Origin of the sequence: Lactococcus sp. S47 (genome assembly GCF_016517475.1) — a bacterium.
Classification (GTDB): Bacteria; Bacillota; Bacilli; order Lactobacillales; family Streptococcaceae; genus Lactococcus; species Lactococcus lactis.
On record NZ_JACVUB010000003.1, the window covers coordinates 181,949 to 205,300 of the forward strand.

At 36.3% G+C, this 23,352-nt stretch carries 17 protein-coding genes; 12 read left to right on the forward strand and 5 right to left on the reverse strand.

The genetic code is table 11. The features are described from left to right. Positions 1-27 precede the first annotated feature (27 nt). Both IAE52_RS04705 and IAE52_RS04710 read right to left on the reverse strand, forming a co-directional pair. On the reverse strand, positions 28-1,425 hold the full coding sequence (locus IAE52_RS04705) for an MDR family MFS transporter (RefSeq protein ID WP_109991075.1): 1,398 nt from the start codon (positions 1,423-1,425) through the stop codon (positions 28-30). 103 nt (positions 1,426-1,528) lie between these two features. Then, positions 1,529-2,155, reverse strand: a complete 627-nt coding sequence (locus IAE52_RS04710; protein ID WP_033901003.1) for a TetR/AcrR family transcriptional regulator — start codon at positions 2,153-2,155, stop codon at positions 1,529-1,531. 355 nt (positions 2,156-2,510) lie between these two features. Here IAE52_RS04710 and purD point away from each other — a divergent pair, with 355 nt between their 5' ends. The 3 genes from purD to purK are packed head-to-tail and all read left to right on the forward strand — an operon-like array spanning position 2,511 to position 5,423. Then, a complete protein-coding gene (gene purD / locus IAE52_RS04715) occupies positions 2,511-3,749 on the forward strand; it encodes a phosphoribosylamine--glycine ligase (RefSeq protein WP_162551497.1) in 1,239 nt (412 codons plus the stop codon). Between the two features lie 31 nt (positions 3,750-3,780). Continuing rightward, entirely contained in the window at positions 3,781-4,266 is a 486-nt protein-coding gene (gene purE, locus IAE52_RS04720; protein WP_012898130.1) for a 5-(carboxyamino)imidazole ribonucleotide mutase, read from the forward strand. 50 nt (positions 4,267-4,316) lie between these two features. Then, positions 4,317-5,423 (forward strand): 5-(carboxyamino)imidazole ribonucleotide synthase, encoded by a 1,107-nt coding sequence (gene purK, locus IAE52_RS04725; protein WP_021723014.1) that lies wholly within the window; start codon positions 4,317-4,319, stop codon positions 5,421-5,423. Positions 5,424-5,567: 144 nt separating this feature from the next. Here purK and IAE52_RS04730 read toward each other — a convergent pair whose 3' ends face one another. Then, positions 5,568-6,521 (reverse strand): AraC family transcriptional regulator, encoded by a 954-nt coding sequence (locus tag IAE52_RS04730; protein WP_023188757.1) that lies wholly within the window; start codon positions 6,519-6,521, stop codon positions 5,568-5,570. 110 nt (positions 6,522-6,631) lie between these two features. On the opposite strand from IAE52_RS04730, the gene xylA reads away from it, so the two are divergent. The 8 genes from xylA to IAE52_RS04770 all read left to right on the forward strand — a co-directional run bounded on the left by xylA (position 6,632) and on the right by IAE52_RS04770 (position 18,530). Beyond that, positions 6,632-7,951, forward strand: coding sequence for a xylose isomerase (xylA, locus tag IAE52_RS04735; RefSeq protein WP_109991073.1), 1,320 nt, complete (start codon positions 6,632-6,634; stop codon positions 7,949-7,951). 66 nt (positions 7,952-8,017) lie between these two features. Continuing rightward, entirely contained in the window at positions 8,018-9,523 is a 1,506-nt protein-coding gene (gene xylB / locus IAE52_RS04740; protein ID WP_109991072.1) for a xylulokinase, read from the forward strand. A gap of 2 nt (positions 9,524-9,525) precedes the next feature. Further along, positions 9,526-10,530 carry an aldose epimerase family protein gene (locus IAE52_RS04745; protein ID WP_109991071.1) on the forward strand — a complete coding sequence of 335 codons (1,005 nt, stop codon included), beginning with the start codon at positions 9,526-9,528 and terminating at the stop codon, positions 10,528-10,530. Between the two features lie 54 nt (positions 10,531-10,584). Continuing rightward, entirely contained in the window at positions 10,585-12,069 is a 1,485-nt protein-coding gene (locus IAE52_RS04750) for an MFS transporter (RefSeq protein WP_080716006.1), read from the forward strand. A 24-nt stretch (positions 12,070-12,093) separates the two neighbouring features. Beyond that, positions 12,094-13,773: a glycoside hydrolase family 43 protein gene (locus IAE52_RS04755; protein WP_033900991.1), complete on the forward strand. Its 1,680-nt coding sequence runs from the start codon at positions 12,094-12,096 to the stop codon at positions 13,771-13,773. A 59-nt stretch (positions 13,774-13,832) separates the two neighbouring features. After that, positions 13,833-14,435 carry a sugar O-acetyltransferase gene (locus IAE52_RS04760; RefSeq protein WP_033900988.1) on the forward strand — a complete coding sequence of 201 codons (603 nt, stop codon included), beginning with the start codon at positions 13,833-13,835 and terminating at the stop codon, positions 14,433-14,435. 168 nt (positions 14,436-14,603) lie between these two features. After that, positions 14,604-15,977: a sugar porter family MFS transporter gene (locus tag IAE52_RS04765; protein WP_015426662.1), complete on the forward strand. Its 1,374-nt coding sequence runs from the start codon at positions 14,604-14,606 to the stop codon at positions 15,975-15,977. A gap of 84 nt (positions 15,978-16,061) precedes the next feature. Next, the gene (locus IAE52_RS04770) at positions 16,062-18,530 is read left to right on the forward strand and encodes a phosphoketolase (RefSeq protein ID WP_109991070.1); all 2,469 of its coding nucleotides are present in this window, start codon (positions 16,062-16,064) and stop codon (positions 18,528-18,530) included. A 72-nt stretch (positions 18,531-18,602) separates the two neighbouring features. Here the strand turns inward: IAE52_RS04770 and IAE52_RS04775 are convergent, their stop codons facing one another. Together IAE52_RS04775 and IAE52_RS04780 are read right to left on the reverse strand one after the other, a co-directional pair. Beyond that, entirely contained in the window at positions 18,603-20,777 is a 2,175-nt protein-coding gene (locus IAE52_RS04775; protein ID WP_109991069.1) for a GH92 family glycosyl hydrolase, read from the reverse strand. Further along, complete coding sequence (locus tag IAE52_RS04780) at positions 20,774-21,811, reverse strand: LacI family DNA-binding transcriptional regulator (protein WP_017864709.1); 1,038 nt, start codon at positions 21,809-21,811, stop codon at positions 20,774-20,776. Before IAE52_RS04780 ends, IAE52_RS04775 begins: the two co-directional genes overlap by 4 nt. Before the next feature lie 274 nt (positions 21,812-22,085). Here IAE52_RS04780 and IAE52_RS04785 point away from each other — a divergent pair, with 274 nt between their 5' ends. After that, the gene (locus IAE52_RS04785) at positions 22,086-23,345 is read left to right on the forward strand and encodes a glycoside hydrolase family 125 protein (protein WP_187398593.1); all 1,260 of its coding nucleotides are present in this window, start codon (positions 22,086-22,088) and stop codon (positions 23,343-23,345) included. Positions 23,346-23,352: the final 7 nt, after the last annotated feature.

The following is a 23,352-nucleotide window of genomic DNA, read 5'->3' on the forward strand; positions in this document are numbered from 1 at the left end:
ACTGTTTATTTTAACAGTGTTTTTTTATTATGCCTTCACTTTTTTTCTCAAAAATAGACTTAAAATGAAACCGAAGCTTACAAAAATAAGAAGTAAGTAGAAAGTATGATGGAAGGCAGTTAAATTCGCTTGTAAAGGAGAAAGTCCAGTCTGTTTTTTGATTTGACCACTTAAAAATGCTGTCAAAAAGGCAATAGCAAATGAGTTGACTACTTGCATCATTTCATTTGTTAGTGGAGTAACTCGACTGATATTTTTCATTGGAACAGATTGAAGGGCGTGATTATTAACTTGCATATTGACTAAACCTTGACTTAAACCAAGTAAAACAATAGCACAAAGTGTGAAAGCCAAAGAAGAACTAGGTTTAATTTGACTAAAAAGACTAAGACTTAGAGCTCCCAGAATAAAGCCCGGCAGAACTGCGGCTTTCGTCCCAAATTTATCAAAAATACGTCCACCGATTGTCATTCCTAAAAAACTAGCAATTGCCTGCGGAACCATGATTAGCCCTGTATTTTCAGAAGAAAGTCCAACGACATTTTGTAAGTAAAGTGGGACAAGAAGCATGGCCCCGAAAACAACGATTTGATTGAGCCACATGAGCGAAATTCCTTTTGTAAATTCAGGAATTGCAAAAGCTCGAAGGTGTAAAAGAGGATTTTCAACACGTAGTTCAACAATAATGAATAAAAGCAACATGATTATACCAAGGCCTACAAAAGAGAGGGCAGTAGGATTTGACCAGCCTTTATCTGTCCCAACGTGTACACCATAAATTAAAATTGGAAAGGCAAATGGAGAAAGAAGAGTCCCTTTTAAGTCTATTTTACTTGCTTTATTTGCAGGAAAATTGGGGAGAAAGAGGAGAACAAAGATTAGAGCTAGAATTCCAACCGGAAGATTAATCAAAAAGACAGTTGACCAATTGAAGTGTTTAACTAAGAAACCTGAAAGTGCAGGTCCTATTGTTGGAGCGAGCAACATTGGTAACCCTAGAAGGCCCATCATTGAACCTCGTTTTTCCATTGGGATAATTTTAAAAGACATCCCAATTCCGATTGGAGCAACAACGCCACCAGTTAAGCCTTGAGCAATTCGCCAAATAACAAGACTTTGCAATGAGTGAGCATTAGCTGCAAGAAATGAAGCGATAGTGAAAAAAATGATTGCTAAAGCAAAAACTTTTTTATCTGAAAAGCGGTCTCCCAAAAATCCAGCAAATGGAATAACTGTGGCCATAGCTAAAGTATAAGCAGTAATGACCCACTGACTATTTGAGAGATTTTGATGGAAAGCAGACTGGATATGCGGAAGGGTGACATTCATAATGGTTGTATCCATCATTACTAAAAGCATTCCAATTGCAATTGTTAAAACTGCAGGTAAGACTTTTTTTAAATTAAAATCATTAGTATTATTCATAAAGAACCTTCTTTTATATTTTTAGAACACTGTTCGGTAAAAATAATACCATTGTTCTGAAATAAAGTCAAGAAAAAAACTTCCTCAGGAAGTTTTTTATAAATTAATTAATTTTAAGCATTTTTTCAATTCCTGAAATAATAAGATGTAAACCAAACTCAAAACTTTCAGAAGAGCCAAGACTGGTGAGGCTTTCAGTTCGCCAATATTTATCGAGAAAAGGAGCCAGTTGTACCAGAGGAATTTTGACAGTAGAAAGAGGTTTTTCGGGTTGCTCTACTAAACGATCACTATCTATTTTACTGGTGTAAATAAAATTTAGAAAAAGGTTAATGGTGTAAAATTTATGATCATCAGAAAGCTTGAGATCATCTACAATCATTAAAAGTTTATCAAAGAGCCGAAGATAGTTCTCAGATTCTGGTGGATAATCCATCATCAATTGTGCGAGGTTTGGATAAGATTCTAAAACAGCATAAATATTTTTACCATAGACGAAAAGGCGGTCTTGCCACGTTTTTTCATTTGCTGGAAAAATAATTTCAAGACTTGCTTTATCAATAAGTTCTGCAAAAAGTGCTTCTTTACTTGAAAAATGGTAGTAAAGAGAAGACACTGTCATTCCTAGCCGACTAGCTAACTTACGCATTGAAAATTCTGTGAGAGGAAGTTCTTCTAAAAGTTCCCAGCTGCTACTAATAATTTTATCTTTGGTTGGTTGAGTCGCCATGAGTTTTCGCTTTCTTTTTCTACTTAGATTTATTTTACATGTTTTTAATGAAAATTGCGATAGAAAAGCTGATAAACAAATTTGTCATTTAAATATTGTAAGGGGAAAACTCTAGCTATAATTGAGTAAATACCGAACAATCTCTCTTCTTATTTCTTGAAACTTTTGTTCAGGCTTTTTCTTTTATCACAAATCTTTTAAGATAGAATTATAAGATTTATAAAGCAAGAAAAGATAGATGAGCTATCGTCACTTTGACTTTTATTATTCGTTCAAGATTTGTTGAATAATAAATAAAATAGCTGAATACACAAGTCTGTGTATATAAAAAGCGTTTGGGAATATCGGAGAAATGATGAAAATTTTGGTAATTGGTTCTGGCGGCCGCGAACATGCCTTAGCAAAAAAATTTATGGAAAGTCCTCAAGTTGAAGAAGTCTTTGTAGCTCCAGGCAATTCAGGAATGGAAAAAGATGGAATTCAAATAGTTGATATTTCCGAACTATCTAATGATAAATTAGTTGAATTTGCTCAAAATCAAAACATTGGACTAACATTTGTTGGCCCAGAAACTGCTTTGATGAATGGCGTCGTCGATGCTTTTATAAAAGCAGAATTACCAATTTTTGGGCCAAATAAAATGGCCGCAGAGCTAGAAGGTTCTAAAGATTTTGCAAAATCAATTATGAAAAAATATGGGGTTCCGACGGCTGATTATGCTACTTTTGATAGCTTAGAGCCTGCTCTTGCATATCTAGATGAAAAAGGAGTTCCTCTTGTGATTAAAGCTGATGGGCTCGCTGCTGGAAAGGGTGTGACGGTTGCCTTTGATATCGAGACTGCTAAGTCAGCTCTGGCCGATATTTTTTCTGGTGGTCAAGGAAAAGTTGTGATTGAGGAATTTCTTGACGGTGAAGAATTTTCTTTATTTAGTTTTGTCCATGACGGAAAAATATATCCAATGCCGATTGCTCAAGACCACAAACGAGCTTTTGATGGAGATGAAGGCCCTAACACAGGGGGAATGGGGGCTTACTCACCGGTCCTACATATTTCTAAGGAGGTTGTAAATGAGGCTCTGGAAAAAGTTGTTAAACCAACAGTAGCTGGAATGATAGAAGAAGGCAAGTCATTTACAGGCGTTCTTTATGCAGGTTTAATTTTGACAGAAGACGGAGTCAAAACAATTGAATTTAATGCACGCTTTGGGGATCCTGAAACCCAAGTTGTTCTTCCTCGTTTAAAAAGTGATTTAGCTCAAGCAATTATTGATATTTTAGCTGGAAATGAGCCAACATTAGAATGGCTTGGGTCTGGTGTGACTTTGGGTGTGGTTGTTGCTGCAGAAGGCTATCCTAGTCAAGCAAAACTAGGACTTATTCTTCCAGAAATACTTGAAGGTTTAAATGTTTATTATGCAGGAGTTTCCAAAAATGAAAATAATCAATTAATCTCTAGTGGAGGCCGAGTTTATCTTGTTTCTGAAACGGGAGAAGATGTAAAAAGTACACAAAAATTGCTTTATGAAAAACTTGATAAATTGGAAAATAATGGTTTCTTTTATCGTCATGATATTGGTTCACGAGCAATATAAAAATTTTGGTTAAGAAAAAAGAAGAGGAAAAATGGCAGAAGTAGCAATTATCATGGGTTCGAGCTCAGATTGGGCGACAATGAAAGAAACAGCAAAAATTTTAGATGACTTTGGTTTAGCTTATGAAAAAAAGGTCGTATCAGCACACCGAACACCAGCTTTAATGGCTGAATTTTCGAGCCAAGCTCGTGAGGCAGGTTATAAAGTGATCATCGCAGGTGCAGGTGGAGCCGCTCATTTGCCAGGAATGGTAGCTGCTCAGACCCTCGTTCCAGTCATTGGCGTTCCAATAAAATCGCGAGCTTTGTCTGGTTTGGATTCGCTTTATTCAATTGTTCAAATGCCGGCAGGGGTTCCTGTAGCGACAATGGCAATTGGAGAGGCTGGAGCAAAAAATGCTGCTTTATTTGCTTTGCAACTTTTGGCGAATACAAACGAGAATTTATACCAAAAATTGTTGGTCTATCGGGCTGCTGCACAAGAAATGGTTGAGGAATCAAACAAAGCATTACTTTAAAAAGAGTTCAAAAGGTGTCGGATTTCAAATAATGAAGGGTAGGAAGACTTGTGATAAAGAATACAAAGCAAACAATTGGTATTATTGGTGGAGGTCAGCTTGGACAGATGATGGCAATTGCTGCTCAATACATGGGACATAAAGTCATTACACTTGACCCAAATCCTAACTGTTCTGCGGCAAAAGTATCTGATGAACTGATTGTTGCACCTTATGATGACGTTGAAAATTTATTAAGACTCGCCTATGCTTGTGACGTCATTACCTATGAGTTTGAAAATGTATCAGCAAAAGCTTTGCACGAAATTGAAGGCTGTGTAAGGATTCCTCAAGGAATACGTCTGTTAGAGATTACGCAAAACCGTCGCTTTGAAAAAGAATTTTTGACCAATGAAGCTAAAGTTAATGTTGCACCTTGGCAACTCGTAGATTCAGCGGAAAAACTCCCAGAAACAGTAACTAGAAAACAAGTTTTAAAAACGACAACTGGAGGCTATGACGGTCATGGACAAGTGGTTTTAAATGCTGATAAAGACTTGTCAGCAGCTAAATCACTGACAGAACTTTCAGAATGTGTTTTAGAAGATTTTATTTCTTTTGAACGTGAAATTTCTGTTATTATTAGTGGAAATGGTCACGAATATGTGGTTTTTCCTCTAGCTGAAAACGAACATAGAGAAAATATCTTACATCAAACGATTTCTCCGGCTCGTATATCTGCTGAAATTACAGAGAATGCTTATAAAATTGCGACCTCAATTGCGGAAAAATTAGAGCTATCTGGCGTGCTTTGTGTGGAAATGTTCTTAACAGCAGATGGTCAAATCTATGTCAATGAACTAGCACCAAGACCACATAATAGTGGCCACTTTACCATTGAAGCTTGTGATTTCAATCAATTTGATTTACATATTAAAGGGATTTTAGGAGAAGACCTACCAGAACCTAAACTTTTGAAACCTGCCATTATGTTGAACGTTTTAGGGCAACACGTTGAGGCAGTTAAGAAACTTAATCATGAGCATGCCGATTGGCATCAACATGATTATGGAAAAGCAGATGCTAAACATAACCGAAAAATGGGACATGTTACGATCTTAACAAATGATTTTGACCAAACGATTAATGAAATTAAAGCAACTAAAATTTGGGATTAATAAAAAATACTTGGTAAAAGCCAAGTATTTTTTTTATTTGATTTAGGCATGATAAAATGACAACATTTCCCCTGAAAAATAGAACAAAACAGTAAGATAAGATTCTTAGAAAGCGATATCATTAACTTGTTAAAAATAAAGAGTCTAAAAATGACTACTTGTTTTTTCAAAGTTTTTTTCTAAATAATATTGCAAAATATCAAAAGAGCCTCTATCAGAATAAAAAACTTGATTATCAATTTTATCTTGATTGAAAGTCATGTAGTTGAGATTTGGGAAGAGTACACTATTTTTTCTAAATTCTTTCGGTAGAACACCATAAGATTTAACGAAAGCGGTGTTGAGCGTTCTGATATCTGAGAAACCACACATGTAAGCAATATTTAATAAATTATCTTTAGAAGAAGAAAGTAATGTTCTTGCTTTTTCAGAACGAATCTTATTTAAATACTCGTTGAAATTAATCCCAAAATTACTTTTAAAGAAATGGGAAAAATACGTTCTGGAAAGTCCTTCATGCGAAGCAATCATTTCTAAAGAAATTTTATGGTCGTAGTTTTCATGAATGTAAGAAGAAATTCTTTCCATTCGCTCTTGGAGATCCATTAATTTATTTTGTTCAGAACTGCTTAAAATACTGTATTCAGAAATACTTAATAAGCGATCTAATAAAAGGGAAGTGTATCCGTGAGTACGCAAGGAATTATTCTTATCATCAGCAAAATAACTTAAAGCCGCTTGTAAGAGTAATTTTAAAGTTTCAGGTTGATTTTTTAGATTGAAAGGATGACTTTCAAAATAAATTTTATCCAGCTGAGGGAAGATAATTTTAAAAATTTCTGATGAAAACTGTAGAATCAAAAGTTTCATAGAGTCGCTTGAAGATAGTTCGTGAACTTGGCAACTATTAAAGATAATTGCCTGTCCAGCTTTGATTTCAAAGCATTGCTCTTGTGTTATTACCTGACCAGCCCCTTCTAAGACAAAAGCTAATTCAATGTCAAAATGAAGATGAGGTTTTCTGTAAGTAATATCGACAAGTAGAAAATTAAGATTATTTATTTTTGAGTGATAAATATTCTCTAATTCGTTTTTCATGTTCATTCTCTCCTAATCACTATTATTATGACATATATTACAAGAAATGTATAGTAGTAATTACGAGTTTGAAAATAATATTAATATCATAAAGAGGAGGAGCTATAAAAATGGCTTACTTTAACGACATCTCACCTATCAAATACGAAGGTACAAAAACTAAAAATATGTTTGCCTTTCGCCATTATAATCCAGAAGAAGTAGTTGCTGGTAAAACAATGGAAGAACAACTTCATTTTGCCCTTGCATTTTGGCATACAATTACAATGGATGGGTCAGATCCCTTTGGGGGAGCAACAATGGAACGTCCTTGGGATTTGGAAGGTGGTTCTGAACTTGACCGTGCTCACCGTCGAGTAGATGCTTTCTTTGAAATTGCTGAAAAATTAGGTGTTAAATATTATTGTTTCCATGATGTTGATATTGCACCTACTGGAAATTCTTTGAAAGAATTTTATGCTAATTTGGACGAAATTACTGACCACCTTCTTGAAAAACAAAAAGCAACAGGGATTAAATTACTTTGGAATACAGCAAACATGTTTTCAAATCCCCGCTATATGAATGGTGTTTCAACTTCTAACCGTGCTGAAGTCTTTGCTTATGGTGCTGCACAAGTTAAAAAAGGTCTTGAACTTTCTAAAAAACTCGGTGGCGAAAATTATGTCTTCTGGGGTGGTCGTGAAGGTTATGAATCACTTTTGAACACAGATATGGGTCTTGAAATGGACCACATGGCAAAATTCTTCCATTTGGCAATTGATTATGCAAAATCAATCAACCACTTACCTATTTTCTTGATTGAACCAAAACCAAAAGAACCAATGACTCACCAATATGATTTTGACTCAGCAACAGCTCTTGCTTTCTTGCAAAAATATGACTTGGACAAATACTTCAAACTCAATCTTGAAACAAATCATGCTTGGTTGGCTGGGCACACTTTTGAACACGAATTAAATACTGCACGTACTTTCAATGCTTTGGGTTCTATTGATGCCAATCAAGGAAATTACTTGCTTGGTTGGGATACAGATGAATTCCCAACACTTGTTATTGATATCACACTTGCGATGCACCAAATTCTTTTGAACGGTGGACTTGGCAAAGGTGGAATTAACTTTGATGCGAAAGTACGTCGTACAAGTTTCAAAGCAGAAGATTTAATTCTTGCTCATATTGCAGGGATGGATACTTATGCGCGTGCTTTGAAAGGTGCAGCAGCAATCATTGAAGATAAATTCTTGTCTGATATTGTTGACGAACGTTATAGTTCATACAAAAATACAGAAGTTGGTCAATCCATTGAAAATGGAACAGCAACTTTTGAAAGTCTTGCCGCATTTGCACTTGAACATGGTGACGATATTGAACTTGATTCTAATCACTTGGAATACATCAAATCAGTATTGAATGACTATCTTGTTTAAAATTTAGAACTTAAAAGAGGGCGAGGAATTCCTCCTCGTCCTTCTCTTTTATTACGAGGAATAATAATGACTTACGTGTTAGGAATTGACTTAGGAACATCAAGTCTTAAAGGGATTTTGATGGATGAAGTTGGTAATTTAATTACGACAAAATCTGCTGAATACCAAATTGATACGCCCAAACAAGGCTATTCTGAACAACGTCCAGAATATTGGATTGTGGCACTTGAATCAGTACTGACCGGTTTGTCAGTAGAAATTTCAGATTTTGGTCAGCAACTTGCAGGCATTAGTTTTTCGGGGCAAATGCATTCATTAGTCGTTTTAGATGACAATAATAAACCAGTTTATCCAGCAATTCTTTGGAATGATGTGAGAACAAGCAAACAATGTCAAGAAATTACTGACAGACTTGGTCAGCGACTTTTAGACATTACAAAAAATATTGCTCTTGAAGGATTTACCTTACCAAAAATTCTTTGGCTCCAAGAAAATGAACCAGAGGTTTGGTCAAGAGTTAAAAAAATAATGTTGCCAAAAGATTACTTGAGCCTTTGGCTGACAGGAAATATTTATACCGAATTTTCTGACGCAGCAGGAACTTTACTTTTAGATATTGAGAAAAAACAATGGTCAGAGGAAATTACTGACGCATTCAATATTGATAGGGGAATTCTACCTGAATTGATTGAATCCACTGACCGAACAGGATTTGTCAAAGCAGAAATAGCTGAACGCTATAAACTGACAAATGAAGTAAAAGTATTTGCTGGTGGAGCCGATAATGCTGCCGCCGCTCTGGGTGTTGGTTTAATCAATGAAGAAGTGGGCTTGATTTCAATGGGAACCTCCGGAGTCGTTTCCGCTTATGAACCTAAAATTGCAGATTATAAAGGAAAACTCCATTTCTTTAATCACACGATTCCGGGTGCTTATTACTCAATGGGAGTAACCTTGGCTGCTGGAAATTCTTTAAACTGGTATAAGGAAACTTTTGGAAAAGGCTCGAGTTTCAATGAACTTTTGTCAGAAGTTTACACAGTTTCTCCTGGTTCAGAAGGATTGCTCTTTACGCCATATATTGTAGGTGAAAGAACACCACATTTTGATTCAAAAATTCGCGGAAGTTTTATAGGAATTTCTGCTCATCATGAACAAAAACATTTTTCAAGAGCAGTGCTTGAAGGAATTACCTTTTCATTGCGTGATTCTAAAGATATCATGGAAAAAACGAAAAACAAGAAGTTTAAACGTTTGATTTCCGTAGGTGGGGGTGCGCAAAATCCCGACATTATGCAAATGCAAGCAGATATTTTTAATTCTGAAATGATTCGCTTAACGGTTGAGCAGGGACCGGGACTTGGTGCTTGTATGATTGCTGCTTTTGGTTGCGGACTTTTTGATAGCTTAGAAGCGGTCACTAAAGCTTTTGTTCATTACAAGGAAGCCAGTTTCATACCAAATCCAAAAAATGTAGCACGTTATGAGCAAATTTATCAAATTTGGAAACAAGTTTATAAAAATACCTCTGAAATTTCTCATCAATTAGTAGAATTCAATGACGAAGGTTAATTATGACATTTACCATTTCCAAAGAATCTTTGCCTTTTAGAGCTGACAAATCAATTAGTCAGATTACATTATCAAATGAACGACTCACCATCGTTGTCCATGATTATGGAGCAAGAGTCCATCAACTCCTCACTCCTGACAAAAATGGAACATTTGAAAATATTCTTTTATCCAAAAACAATTCCGAAACCTATGCAAATGATGGAGGATATTATGGTGTAATTTGCGGTCCAGTTGCCGGGCGTATTTCAGGTGCTACTTATGATTCTGTCAGTTTAGAGGCAAATGAAGGAAAAAATAATTTACATTCAGGAAGTCACGGCTGGGAAAGACAATTTTGGTCTTATGAAACTTTTGAAACAGCATCATCTCTTGGCATTAAACTAAGTTTAAGAGATGAGGAGTCCGGTTTTCCAGGTCAAATCCAAGCAGAAGTCACTTATAAATTAACTGACAATAAGTTAGAAGTGACAATATCAGGTCTGTCAGTAACTGACACAGTCTTTAATCCGGCTTGGCATCCTTATTTTAATCTGTCAGCAGAATTATCAACGACTCATAAGCATTTCATTCAAGCAAATGTTGACTTTCTAGTTGAAACCAATCAAGAGAATATACCAACTGGTCGTCTTCTAACTGTTGACGACAGTTCTTATTCAATTAAAGAAAGCGTTTCAATCAAAAAGCTTTTAAAAGATAATCCCGAAGGACTAGATGATTGCTTTGTTTTTAATCCCAAAGGAGATAAAAGTTTAATGCTTTATGACCCTTTATCTGGTCGGAAACTAGTAGCTCAAACTGATAGACAAGCGGTCGTGATTTACACAGCCACAAATCCAGAAATAGAGTCAATGATTAATGGCAGACCAATGTCCAAAAATCGCGGAATTGCTATTGAATTTCAAGAAATACCTGACCTTGTTCATCATCCTGAATGGGGAACGATTGAGCTTAAAGCAGGTCAAAAAAAGACTTTTATAACAGAATATCTATTTACAAGAGATTAAAAATTTACTGACAGACTCATCAGTAAAAATAATTTTAATAAAATAATAGGAGGGATGTACTCAAAAATGAGTAATGAAATCAAACAAGTTCAACATGATGAATATCATGAATTAACGCTTGGAGAACGTATTGGTTATGGAATGGGGGATTTTGCACAAAACCTTGTCTTTGGGACTGTTGGTGGATTTTTAGCACTCTATATGACAACAGTCAATGCGATTGGTACTGCAACAGCCGGTTTTATTTTTCTGTTCGTCCGAATTATTAATGTATTTTGGGACCCAATGGTTGGGACTTTTATTGATAAAAGAACATCAAAAGCAGGAAAATATCGTCCTTGGCTTTTAAGAGCAGGTATACCTCTGGTAATTTTAGCCGCCTTACTTTTTGCACCTCTACCAGGTGTTAAAGGGTCTGTTCCCTTTGCTTTTATCGTTTATTTTGCCTTAGACTTAGTATATTCAGTTGTTAATATTCCTTATGGTTCACTTAATGCATCATTAACTCGTAATCCGGAATCCGTTGATAAACTGACAAGTACACGGATGATGTTGGCAAATGGAGCAAATCTCCTAGTCTACACCCTCTTTCCAATGTTTGTTCAAATGGCAGCACCGAAAGGAAGAAGTCTTAAAGATACTGGATTATTTGGCCTTAAACTTCATATGGGGAATTATACTGACCCTTCAGCGGGACATGCTTGGTTTGGAGTTTACTCAGTTTATATGATTATTGGTGCAATAGCTTTATTCCTATGTTATAAATTGACCAAAGAACGTGTGGTTGCAACAGCAGAACAATCGGCAGAAGTTAAAACAACTGACCTCTTCCTTGAATTAAAGAACAATCGTCCACTTGTGATTCTAGGGATTTTCTTCATGTTAGCTTTTACTTTCATGTTTTTTATGAATACTGTAAATGGTTTCTTTAATCAATTTGTTGTTGGACATTCAGAATGGATGGGAGCCATTGGCCTCATTGCTTCAATTCCAGGAATTGTTTTCCCAATCTTTTGGCCTCGTTTAAAGAAAATTTTCGGTAAAAAAGGTTTCTTTCATCTTTTTATCGGAATGTTCATTGTTGGAGAAATTTTGACATATATTTGGTCACTTAATGGAATGCATGATGCCCTCTGGTTAGCTTATGTTGCAACCTTTATTAAACAATGGGGCTTAACTTCAGCAACAGGGTTCATGTGGGCATTAGTTCCTGAAGTTGTCGCTTATGGAGAACTCAAATCGGGTAAAAGAAATGCTGCGATTATTAACGCAATCATGGGACTTTTCTTCAAAATTGGTTTTACATTAGGTGGAGCGATTCCACTTTGGTTCTTAGCAGCTTATGGTTTCAATGAGACAGCAGCACATCAACATGCTAACGCCCTAGCTGGTATAAATCTCACAGCAATTTGGATTCCAGCCGTTCTTGCTCTTGTATCAATGATTATTATGCAACTCTATCCAATTTCTGATAAAGATGTAGCAGAGATTAATCAACAGCTTGATGAAAAACGTGCTCAACTTAAGGAAGCGGAATAATTTATATTAAAAGGAGACAAAATCATGTCACTTATTCAAAACCCAATTCTTCCCGGCTTTAATGCAGACCCAAGCATTATTCGCGTAGAAGATACTTATTACATCGCGAACTCCACTTTTGAATGGTTCCCTGGTGTTCGTTTGCACGAATCAAAAGATTTAGAACATTGGAACCTACTTCCAAGTCCATTGTCAACAACCACTTTGTTGGATATGAGAGGAAACTCAGCTTCAGGTGGGATCTGGGCCCCTGATTTATCCTATGCTGATGGTAAATTTTGGCTTGTTTATACAGATGTTAAGGTTGTCAATGGTGCTTTCAAAGATATGACCAATTATTTAACAACAGCTACAGACATCAAAGGACCATGGACAGATCCAATCAAGCTCAATGGTCTTGGCTTTGACGCTTCACTTTTCCATGATAAAGACGGACGGAAATACTTAGTTCAACAAACATGGGATCATCGTGAATACAAGCATCCATTTGACGGAATCACATTGACTGAGTTTGATGTGACAACAATGAAACTACAACCTAAAACAGCTAAAACGATTTACAATGGTACAAATGTCAAATTGGTTGAAGGTCCACATCTCTACCAAATTAATGATTATTATTATCTTTTTGCGGCTCAAGGTGGAACAGTCTTTACGCACCAAGAAGTCGTGGCTCGCTCTAAAACATTGGATACTTTATCTTTTGAAACTGAACCCAGCGATCCATTTATTACAAACTTCGATACTCCTAATCATTATATTCAAAAACAAGGACACGGAGGTCTTGTATCTACACCCAAAGGTGAGTGGTATTATGCTTCCTTATGCGCTCGACCATGGAATCATAAAAATGAATCAAGTACAGACCCTCGTGGTTGGAGCTCTTTAGGTCGTGAAACTTCTATCCAAAAAGTGGAATGGGACGAAGAAGGTTGGCCACGTATTGTTGGTGGTCATGGCGGGACAACTTTTGTCGAAGGACCAAAAGATGCAATTCAGACTAATGCACCTGCTGACCACAGTCAAAAAGACGATTTTGCAAGTTCTACTTTGGATATTAACTGGAATACATTACGTGTCCCATTTACTGAGAAAATGGGTTCAGTTGGAAATGGCAAGTTAACATTGATTGGTCAGGGCTCTTTGGCAAATAATTTTGATTTATCTTTGATTGCTAGACGTTGGCAAGCTTTCTATTTTGATGCAGAAGTCAAAGTAAAATTTGACCCATTTTCTTACCAACAAATGGCTGGATTAACCAACTATTATAATGACCGCCATTGGTCTTTCGTCTTTATCACATGGAATGAAGTCAATGGAGCTGTCATTGAAGTGGCTGAAAATAACAGAGGAAACTATACTTCTTATTTAAAAGATAATGCCATTAAAATTCCTGACGGAACTGAATATGTTTGGTTCCGCACTAAAGTCCGTAAAGAATCATATTCTTATGAATATAGTTTTGACGGCAAAAAATTCATAGAAATTCCTGTAGTCTTAGATGCGGCTGTCCTTTCAGATGATTATGTTTTACAAACTTATGGCGGATTCTTCACTGGAGCATTTGTCGGGCTTGCTGCCGTTGATTATTCTGGATATGATAGAGTTGCAGAATTTTATAACTTTGACTATAAAGAATTAGGAGACAAGGTCTTACCAGACGGTTCTTATACTTGGAAAGCAAGTGAATCAAGATTTGATTAGTCTACAATCCCTTACCTACATTATTTGTAGTAAGGGATTTTTAGTAAAGGAAAAAGTCGATGAGAATGTTAGATGAAGTAGAAAAATTACGTTTAGCAAAGCTATCTATTTTTGATAAAATAAATAATGGTGATTGGTACCAATATAGCAAAGAAGTAGAACTACAAAAAATAGTCAAAAATTCTAGTCAAAAAATTTCTGAAATTAATGATAAGGCAAAAGAAAATATTGATGAAGCAAGAAAACTCTTGGAGGATTTTCTTCCAAATTTACCTCAAAGTTCAGAAATATATTTTCCAATAATTGCTTTGGAATATCCCAATCGTTTTAAAGTCGGAGAAAATACTTTTATTAATAGTGGACTTCAGATTATTAGTGCGGGTAAGGTTAAGATTGGGAAAAACTGTTTTATTGGACCAAATTGTCAATTATTTACACCTAATCATCATGCCAGGGATGTGTTTTTAAGACGTGAAGGCTGGCAATATGATGGGCCAATAGTAATTGGTAATGATTGTTGGCTTGGCGGTTCAGTGATTCTTTTGCCTGGAGTTTCTATAGGAGATGATGTTGTCGTTGGTGCTGGCTCTGTGGTGACCAAATCATTTCCTAGCCACTGCATGATTGCTGGAAATCCGGCACGGTTGATAAGAAATAAATAAACTCATAAAAACTCCTCTTACATAAGAGTAGTTTTTAGCTTTATTATGAGCAACATTTCCATTTTAAAATATCAAGGATTACAAGAAAGTATGTGTGGAAAGCGGTATCATTTGTGGGTAGTAAAAAAGGCAAGAAGACTTGCAAATAAAAATTAAGGAGTTACTATCATGAGAAAACTTTCTCCCACTTTCATCTATTTTTTTGGTGCTTTAGGTGGCTTATTATTTGGATATGACACAGGCGTCATATCGGGAGCACTACTTTTTATTGAAAAAGAGAGCTGGCAGGTGAGTTCTTGGGCTTGGATGGAAGGATGGATTACAGCGGCAGTTTTAATGGGAGCTGTAATTGGCGCGGTCGTGATTGGACCAATGAGTGACCGTTTTGGTCGGAAACGTCTGTTACTTTTGTCAGCGGTCATCTTTTTTGTTGGAGCTTTAGGTTCAGGACTTTCAAATAGTGCTGAGTTACTAATCATCTCTCGGGTTATTCTCGGGATGGCTGTTGGGTCAGCTTCAGCTTTGGTGCCGACTTATTTATCAGAACTTTCACCCGCTAAAATTCGTGGTGGAGTTTCAACTATGTTTCAATTGATGATTATGACTGGGATTTTATTAGCCTATATCTCAAACTATGCTTTAAAAGGAGTTTCAGGAAATTGGCATTGGATGCTTGGTTTGGCCACTGTTCCAGCAGCCCTTCTTTTCATCGGTGGACTCTTTTTGCCAGAATCTCCAAGATTTCTTGTTCGTCATGATAATGAAGCAGGTGCCCGTGAAATATTAGGGATGATAAATGACGATCCAAACTCGATTGAAGCAGAAATTTCTGATATTCAATTGATGGCTAAGGAAGAAAAACAAGGTGGCTTACAAGAATTATTTGGTCAAATGTCACGTCCAGTTTTGATTATGGCAATTGGTCTGGCAATTTTTCAACAGGTTATGGGCTGTAATACAGTATTATACTTTGCACCATCAATTTTTGTTGCGGTAGGATTTGGGGCAAGCGCAGCTTTACTTGCTCATATTGGGATTGGTATTTTCAATGTTATTGTAACTTATATTGCTATGAGAGTAATGGATAAAGTTAATCGTCGGTGGATGCTCAATTTTGGTGCTTGGGGAATGGGAATTTCTCTAGTATTGATGTCAGTAGGGATGATTTTAGCAGAAAATGCTCATATTGGCTTTGGTAAATATTTAGCAGTTATTGCTTTAACGGTATATATTGCCTTCTTCTCAGCAACATGGGGACCAGTAATGTGGGTGATGATTGGTGAATCTTTCCCACTTAAAATCCGTGGCTTAGGAAATTCATTTGGTGCTGCTGTCAACTGGGCTGCTAACTGGGTGGTGTCATTAACATTCTTACCATTATTATCATTTTTTGGAACAGGTAAAATTTTCCTGATTTATGCGGCTTGTTGTTTCCTCTCAATTTGGTTTACTAGTAAAAAAGTTATTGAAACAAGAGGCAAAACACTCGAACAAATCGAAGCAGAATTACTGCATCGTGTGCATCATTTAGAAGAAGAGTAGCAATGTTTCCTAGTGGATATATGAACAAATTATTAGAATATCAAGCATAATTGACCTATAATGAAAGAAAATCAGGAGGAAAAAATGACAGAATATAATTCAGAAGCTTATTTGAAAAAGCTTGATAAATGGTGGCGAGCAGCAACTTATCTTGGAGCAGGAATGATCTTCTTGAAAGAAAATCCTTTGTTCTCTGTGACAGGTACTCCAATTAAAGCGGAAAACCTTAAAGCCAATCCTATTGGGCACTGGGGGACGGTTTCAGGACAAACTTTCCTCTATGCTCATGCCAATCGTCTAATCAATAAATATAATCAAAAGATGTTTTACATGGGTGGCCCCGGACATGGTGGACAAGCTATGGTTGTTCCTTCTTATCTTGATGGCTCATATACAGAAGCTTATCCAGAGATTACTCAAGATTTGGAAGGAATGTCACGTTTGTTTAAACGTTTCTCATTTCCTGGAGGGATAGGGTCGCATATGACAGCACAAACCCCTGGTTCACTTCATGAAGGAGGTGAGTTGGGTTATGTGCTATCACATGCAACAGGGGCTATTCTTGATCAACCTGAACAGATTGCTTTTGCTGTTGTTGGGGATGGAGAAGCTGAAACTGGACCGTTGATGACAAGTTGGCACTCTATTAAATTCATTAATCCTAAGAATGACGGGGCAATTTTACCAATTCTTGATTTAAATGGTTTTAAAATTTCAAATCCTACTTTGTTCGCTCGAACTTCAGATGTTGATATTCGTAAATTCTTTGAAGGACTGGGTTACTCACCTCGTTATATTGAAAATGATGATATTCATGATTACGTGGCTTATCATAAATTAGCAGCTGAAGTTTTTGATAAAGCGATTGAAGACATTCATCAAATTCAGAAAGATGCGCGTGAAGATAATCGTTATCAAAATGGAGAGATTCCAGCTTGGCCAATTGTTATCGCACGTTTACCAAAAGGTTGGGGTGGTCCACGTTATAATGATTGGTCAGGTCCTAAATTTGACGGTAAGGGAATGCCGATTGAACATAGTTTCCGTGCGCATCAAGTTCCACTTCCGTTATCTTCTAAAAATATGGGAACTTTACCAGAATTTGTAAAATGGATGACTTCTTACCAACCAGAAACTTTATTTAATGCTGATGGAAGTTTGAAAGAAGAGTTGCGTGATTTTGCACCAAAAGGTGAGATGCGAATGGCTTCAAACCCTGTAACAAATGGGGGAGTTGATTCTTCTAATTTGGTTTTACCAGATTGGCAAGAATTTGCAAATCCAATTTCTGAAAATAATCGAGGAAAATTACTCCCTGATACAAATGACAATATGGATATGAATGTTTTGTCAAAATATTTTGCTGAAATAGTCAAACTTAATCCTACGCGTTTCCGTTTGTTTGGTCCTGATGAAACCATGTCTAATCGTTTTTGGGAAATGTTTAAGGTGACGAATCGTCAATGGATGCAAGTCATAAAAAATCCAAATGATGAATTTATCTCACCTGAGGGTCGCATTATTGATTCTCAATTATCAGAACACCAGGCAGAAGGTTGGCTTGAAGGTTATACTTTAACTGGACGTACAGGAGTATTTGCAAGTTATGAATCATTCTTGCGAGTCGTGGATTCAATGTTAACTCAACATTTCAAATGGATTCGTCAAGCAGCAGACCAAAAATGGCGCCATGATTATCCTTCGCTTAATGTTATTTCGACTTCAACTGTTTTCCAACAAGACCATAACGGTTATACTCACCAAGATCCTGGAATGTTGACTCATTTGGCTGAAAAGAAATCTGATTTTATCAGACAATACTTGCCGGCTGATGGGAATACTTTGCTTGCCGTATTTGACCGTGCTTTTCAAGATAGAAGTAAAATTAATCATATTGTAGCCTCTAAACAACCTCGTCAACAATGGTTTACTAAAGAAGAAGCTGAAAAATTGGCGACTGACGGAATTGCAACAATTGATTGGGCTTCAACGGCTAAAGATGGAGAAGCAGTAGATTTGGTTTTTGCCTCAGCAGGTGCTGAGCCTACAATTGAAACACTGGCAGCTTTACATCTTATAAACGAAGTTTTCCCACAGGCAAAATTCCGTTATGTAAATGTGGTTGAATTAGGTCGCTTACAAAAGAAAAAAGGCGCTCTAAACCAAGAACGTGAACTCTCAGATGAAGAATTTGAAAAATACTTTGGCCCTTCAGGCACACCAGTAATTTTTGGATTCCATGGGTATGAAGATTTAATCGAATCCATTTTCTATCAAAGAGGACACGATGGTTTGATTGTTCATGGTTACCGTGAAGATGGTGACATCACGACGACTTATGATATGCGGGTTTACTCTGAGCTTGACCGTTTCCACCAAGCGATTGATGCCATGCAAGTTCTTTATGTCAACCGAAAAGTTAATCAAGGTCTAGCGAAAGCTTTCATTGACCGAATGGAACGGACACTAGTTAAACACTTTGAAGTGACAAGAAATGAAGGAGTTGATATTCCTGAGTTTACTGAATGGGTTTGGTCTGATTTAAAGAAATAGGCTTAAATTTATAAAATAAAAAAAACACGCTGATTTTAATCAATCAAGCGTGTTTTTTTACTGACAGAATGATTAGGTCTGGTCTGTCAGTAATGAATTTTCTGTCAGTGAATAAGGAAGTTGTTCGTTCGTATATTTAAGTGGATTTGGTACGATTCCTAAATCAAATTTTAGGGTTCCGCCTTTTATCAATTCTTCGTGCTTGATAAAAGTATCATTGACTTTTTTGTCAGTAAATGTGATTTGGTTGACGAAAACTTGTTGCGGAGCATTTGGTTCTGCAAGAATAATAAGTTGCTGACCAGAGGAAAGGTTGATTCTAGCTTTGTCCCAAAGTGGAATTCCTAATACATATTGATTAGAAGCAGCCGTGACTGGATAGAATCCTAAGCTTGAAAAAATATACCAAGCTGCCATTGTTCCATTATCTTCGTCACCAGGATAGCCCTTCGGACTATCATTAAATGTTTCTGTCAGTAAATTTTTGATTAAAGGCGTAGCCATCCAAGGTTTACCAATGTAGCTAAAAAGGTATGGGTAATGGAAACTTGGTTGATTTGAGATAGCCACTTGTCCAAATTCGATAGCAGCCATTTCACTCATTTCGTGAATTTCAAAACCGTATCCTTCAACATTGAAATTTGGTCGTTGGTTGCAAAGCTCGATGAGTTTGTTTTCAAAATTTTCTCTTGAGCCATGTAGTTTAATCAATCCAGCAAAATCATGAAGAACTGACCAAGAAGTCTGCCAAGCAGAACCTTCTGCATAATCACGACCCCAACGAATATCTAAAAAGTCAGCTCTGAAATTTCCGTCAGCATCTTTTGCTCGCATAAAACCAGTTTCAGAATCAAAAATATTTTGATAGTTTTTTGCTTGATGGGCATAGAAGTCTGAAATTTCTTTGTCACCGGTTTGTTTCGCCACTTGAGAAATACAATAATCAGAAAATGCGTAATCTAAAGTGTGATTAACTGATTCATGGTGAGTGAGCGGAACATAACCAAGTTTTAGATAATCTTTTGTGCCACGACGGCCGTAATTAGAGTTTTCAGATTGACTTGTGGCTCCTTTTTTCATTGCTTCCAAAAACTCGGGCATCAAATCAGGACGAATGTTTTTGCTTGCAGCATCAGCAATGACAGCGTCTATCAAGGTACCGGGCATTAGACCACGTTCATCAGGAGAAAGCCATTTTGGAAGAAAACCAGTCGCACGATAAGAATTTAGGAAACCTTCGAGCATATCACCGTACTCGTCAACGGCTATTAGACTATAAAGCGGATAAACTGTTCGGAAAGTATCCCAGAAGCCATTGTTTGTATAGAGCGGGCCTTTCTTGACAGTTTTAGAGCTTGTATCGTAATGGATTTTTTGATGCTCTTGGTCAAATTCATAAAAAGTTTGTGGAAAGAGAAATGAGCGATAAAGATTGTGATAGAAAGTGGAAACTTCTTGTTGATTATGATGCTCAATTTCGATACGTGAAAAAAGGTTATTCCAAGCTGATTCAGCATTTTCCAAATATGTTTCTGCTGAATTATCTTGTTCACGCTCCAGATTAAGAGCGGCTTGTTCCTTGGAAATAAAAGAAGTAGCAAAATGTATTTGAGCCTGCTTGGCTGCTTTGAAATCTAAGCGAACGGAAGAATCTTCATCAGATAAATTTCCGCTTAAAACAAAAGGTTGGTCAGCAGTAAATTTGAGATAAAAAGTAAAATTTTCATCTTCACAACCAGCAAAATTAATAATTGAAAGCTCTAAGCTGTAATCGTCAAGTTGTTGAAGTTCATAAGAACCGGGGAGATGAAGCATCAAGCCATTATCTTTGAGGCCTAAATTTTGATAATTCATTGATAGAATTCCACCATACATTGATGGAATTAACTGAGATGTAATCTGATAACGTAATTGAGTAATTTTGAGTTGCGTTGGATTAAAAGTTGATTCTTCTGGACGGTATGAACTCACTGTGTGCCACAAGGAAGTTTCAGGCAAAGGACCTGCAACAGGCGTCATTGTCAAATGTGAGAAATCTCCCATCCAAGGACTGGGTTGGTGAGTGATTCGGTAGCCTTCAAAGGTACGGTCTTCTGGATGAAACCACCAAGCTCCACGAGCAGCACCGGTTGAAGGGGCAAAATAATTCATTCCCCAAGGAAAACCAGTGTAAGGAAGGCAATTCCCATGTGAAAAAGTGGATTGGTTAGCAGTACCATGACGGGTATCAATTTTGTTTATCTTCATTTCAACTCCTCAGTTGTTTTTCTTTTAATTAAATTGATTGGAACTTTGACATCTTTGGGGGTTTGCCCGCTTTTAATCCAGTCTAAAAGCAGTTCGCCAGCGATTCTTCCCATGCCAATGAAATCTTGAGCAATGGTTGTTAATGGCGGATTTGATAAGCTTGCTGCTTGAATATCATCAAAACCAATAATTGATATATCATTTGGAACAGAAAAATGGTTATCTTGCAAAGTCTTCATAGTTTGAAGAGCGACTAAGTCATTTTCACAGATAAGTCCTGTGACTTTTTCATTATGAATAAGTTCCAAAACAGAACTTTCGGTATAAAGTGAGTCATCAAGAGTAGTGTGAAACTTGATTCCTTGTTCTTTTAGAACTTTGACATATCCTAAGTATCGATTTCTTGTTGTTTGGGGATGGTGGGTATCATTACTAGCCACAAAAGCAATTCGTTTATGCCCTAAATTTAAGAGCGCTTGAGCGGCTTGCTCACCACCATTAAAGTTATCTGAGGAAACACAAGGAAATCCGAGGTCGTAAATTTGTTTATCTAAAAGAACGACAGGAAAGTTTTGTAGTGAAAGTTCTAATAAGATATCTAGATAATCTTCTGTATACATTGGATAGTAAATTAATCCATCAAAATTTTCTTTAATATCATCCGCTGTATTTTCTTTAAGGTAACTTGCGTAAGTGATAAATACGGTTGTGTTTTCAACTTTTAAAGCAGGAACCAAACCTTGTGTGAAATCTCCAAATGACATTCCTTCAAAAGGAATAATAAAGAGCACTCTTTTTAATAGTTTGGTATGGTTTTTATTTAATTCTTGAACAAAAGTTCCTTTTCCTCGTGTTCTACTGACAAGACCAAGCTGTTCTAATTCAGTAAGAGCTCTTTTTGCAGTAATGCGGCTAACTGAATAAGTCTCTGAGAGTTCTTTTTCAGTGGGAAGCTGGTCTCCTGATTTAAATGTTTTAGTGACAATTTTTTGCTTTAAATCATCGGAAATCTGCTGGTAGAGTGGTAAGCTCATAGAAGTATCCCTTTGTATTTTATTTGATATATCATATTTTACTCTTTTTTTATAAAAAAACAAGTCTTTTACAAGTGAAAATGATAAAAATAGGCTTTTTACCTCTATAAAATTCAGAAAAAATAAAAATAGATAACATAATTAATCTTATTTTAATAAAAAAGCGCTTGCAAAATATAAAAATTTATATTAAAATAACCTTAAATGATATATCAAATGAATTTTAAAAGGAGATGCAGTGAAAGCAAATATTCCAAAATCTGTTAAAAAGTTTATGAATGACATAACAATTCTTTGTGGAGAAGAACATAAAGAGTGGGCTGTAAACTTTAATCATTCTTTCTCAAACACACTTGAAACTACTTTAAGAGTGCATGATGACAGGACTACCTTTCTTTTAACAGGTGATATTCCAGCAATGTGGTTACGAGATTCGACAGCTCAAATGAGACCTTATTTGGTACTTGCACGTGAAGATGAAGAAATTCGTGATTTGATTGTTGGTTTAGTAAAAAAACAAATGATATATATTAATCTGGATCCTTATGCTAATGCTTTCAACGAAAGTGAAAACTTTGCTGGGCATCAGACAGACCATACCAACTTTAATGAACACAAAGGCTGGATTTGGGAAAGAAAGTATGAGATTGACTCCCTTTGTTATCCTATTCAACTCGCTTACTTAGTCTATAAAAATACAGGTTATACCAAACATTTTGATGAAGAATTTATCAAAGCAGTCAAAAACACCTTGAATGTTTTTAAAACAGAACAAAATCATGAGGATTCTCCCTACCATTTTGTTCGAGATACTGAGCGACATGAAGATACTTTAATAAGAGATGGAAAAGGAGCCAAGACAGCCTACACTGGAATGACTTGGTCAGGGTTTAGACCAAGTGATGATGCTTGTGAGTATGGTTATTTGGTTCCGTCAAATATGTTTGCTGTTGTTATTTTGGATTATATCAAGGAAATTTTTACTGAGCTTCTATTTAATGAAGAAATTGCAAATGAAGCAGAGATTCTTAGAGATGAAATTCAAGAGGGACTTGAGAAATTTGCCAAAACTAAAAATCAACAAGGCGAAGAAGTTTGGGCTTATGATGTTGATGGACTTGGGAACAAAACTTTAATGGATGATAGCAATGTTCCCAATCTGATTGCAGCTCCATATTTGGGATTTTGTCAGGCTGAAGATGAAGTTTATTTGAAAACACGACAAACTTTATTGAGTAAAGAAAATCCTTATTACTATGAAGGAAAATATGCACGAGGAATTGGTTCTAGTCATACACCAGAAAATTATGTCTGGCCAATTGCCTTAGCAATGGAAGGAATGACTACAAATGATAAGAGCGAAAAAGAGCGAATCTTAAATCATTTGGTCGAAACAGACGCTGGAACACATTTGATGCATGAAGGATTTGATGTCAATAATCCACAAAATTACACTAGAGAATGGTTTAGCTGGGCTAATATGATGTTTTGTGAGTTAGTTATGGATTATTTTGATATCCGAATTGAAAAATAAGTTAATG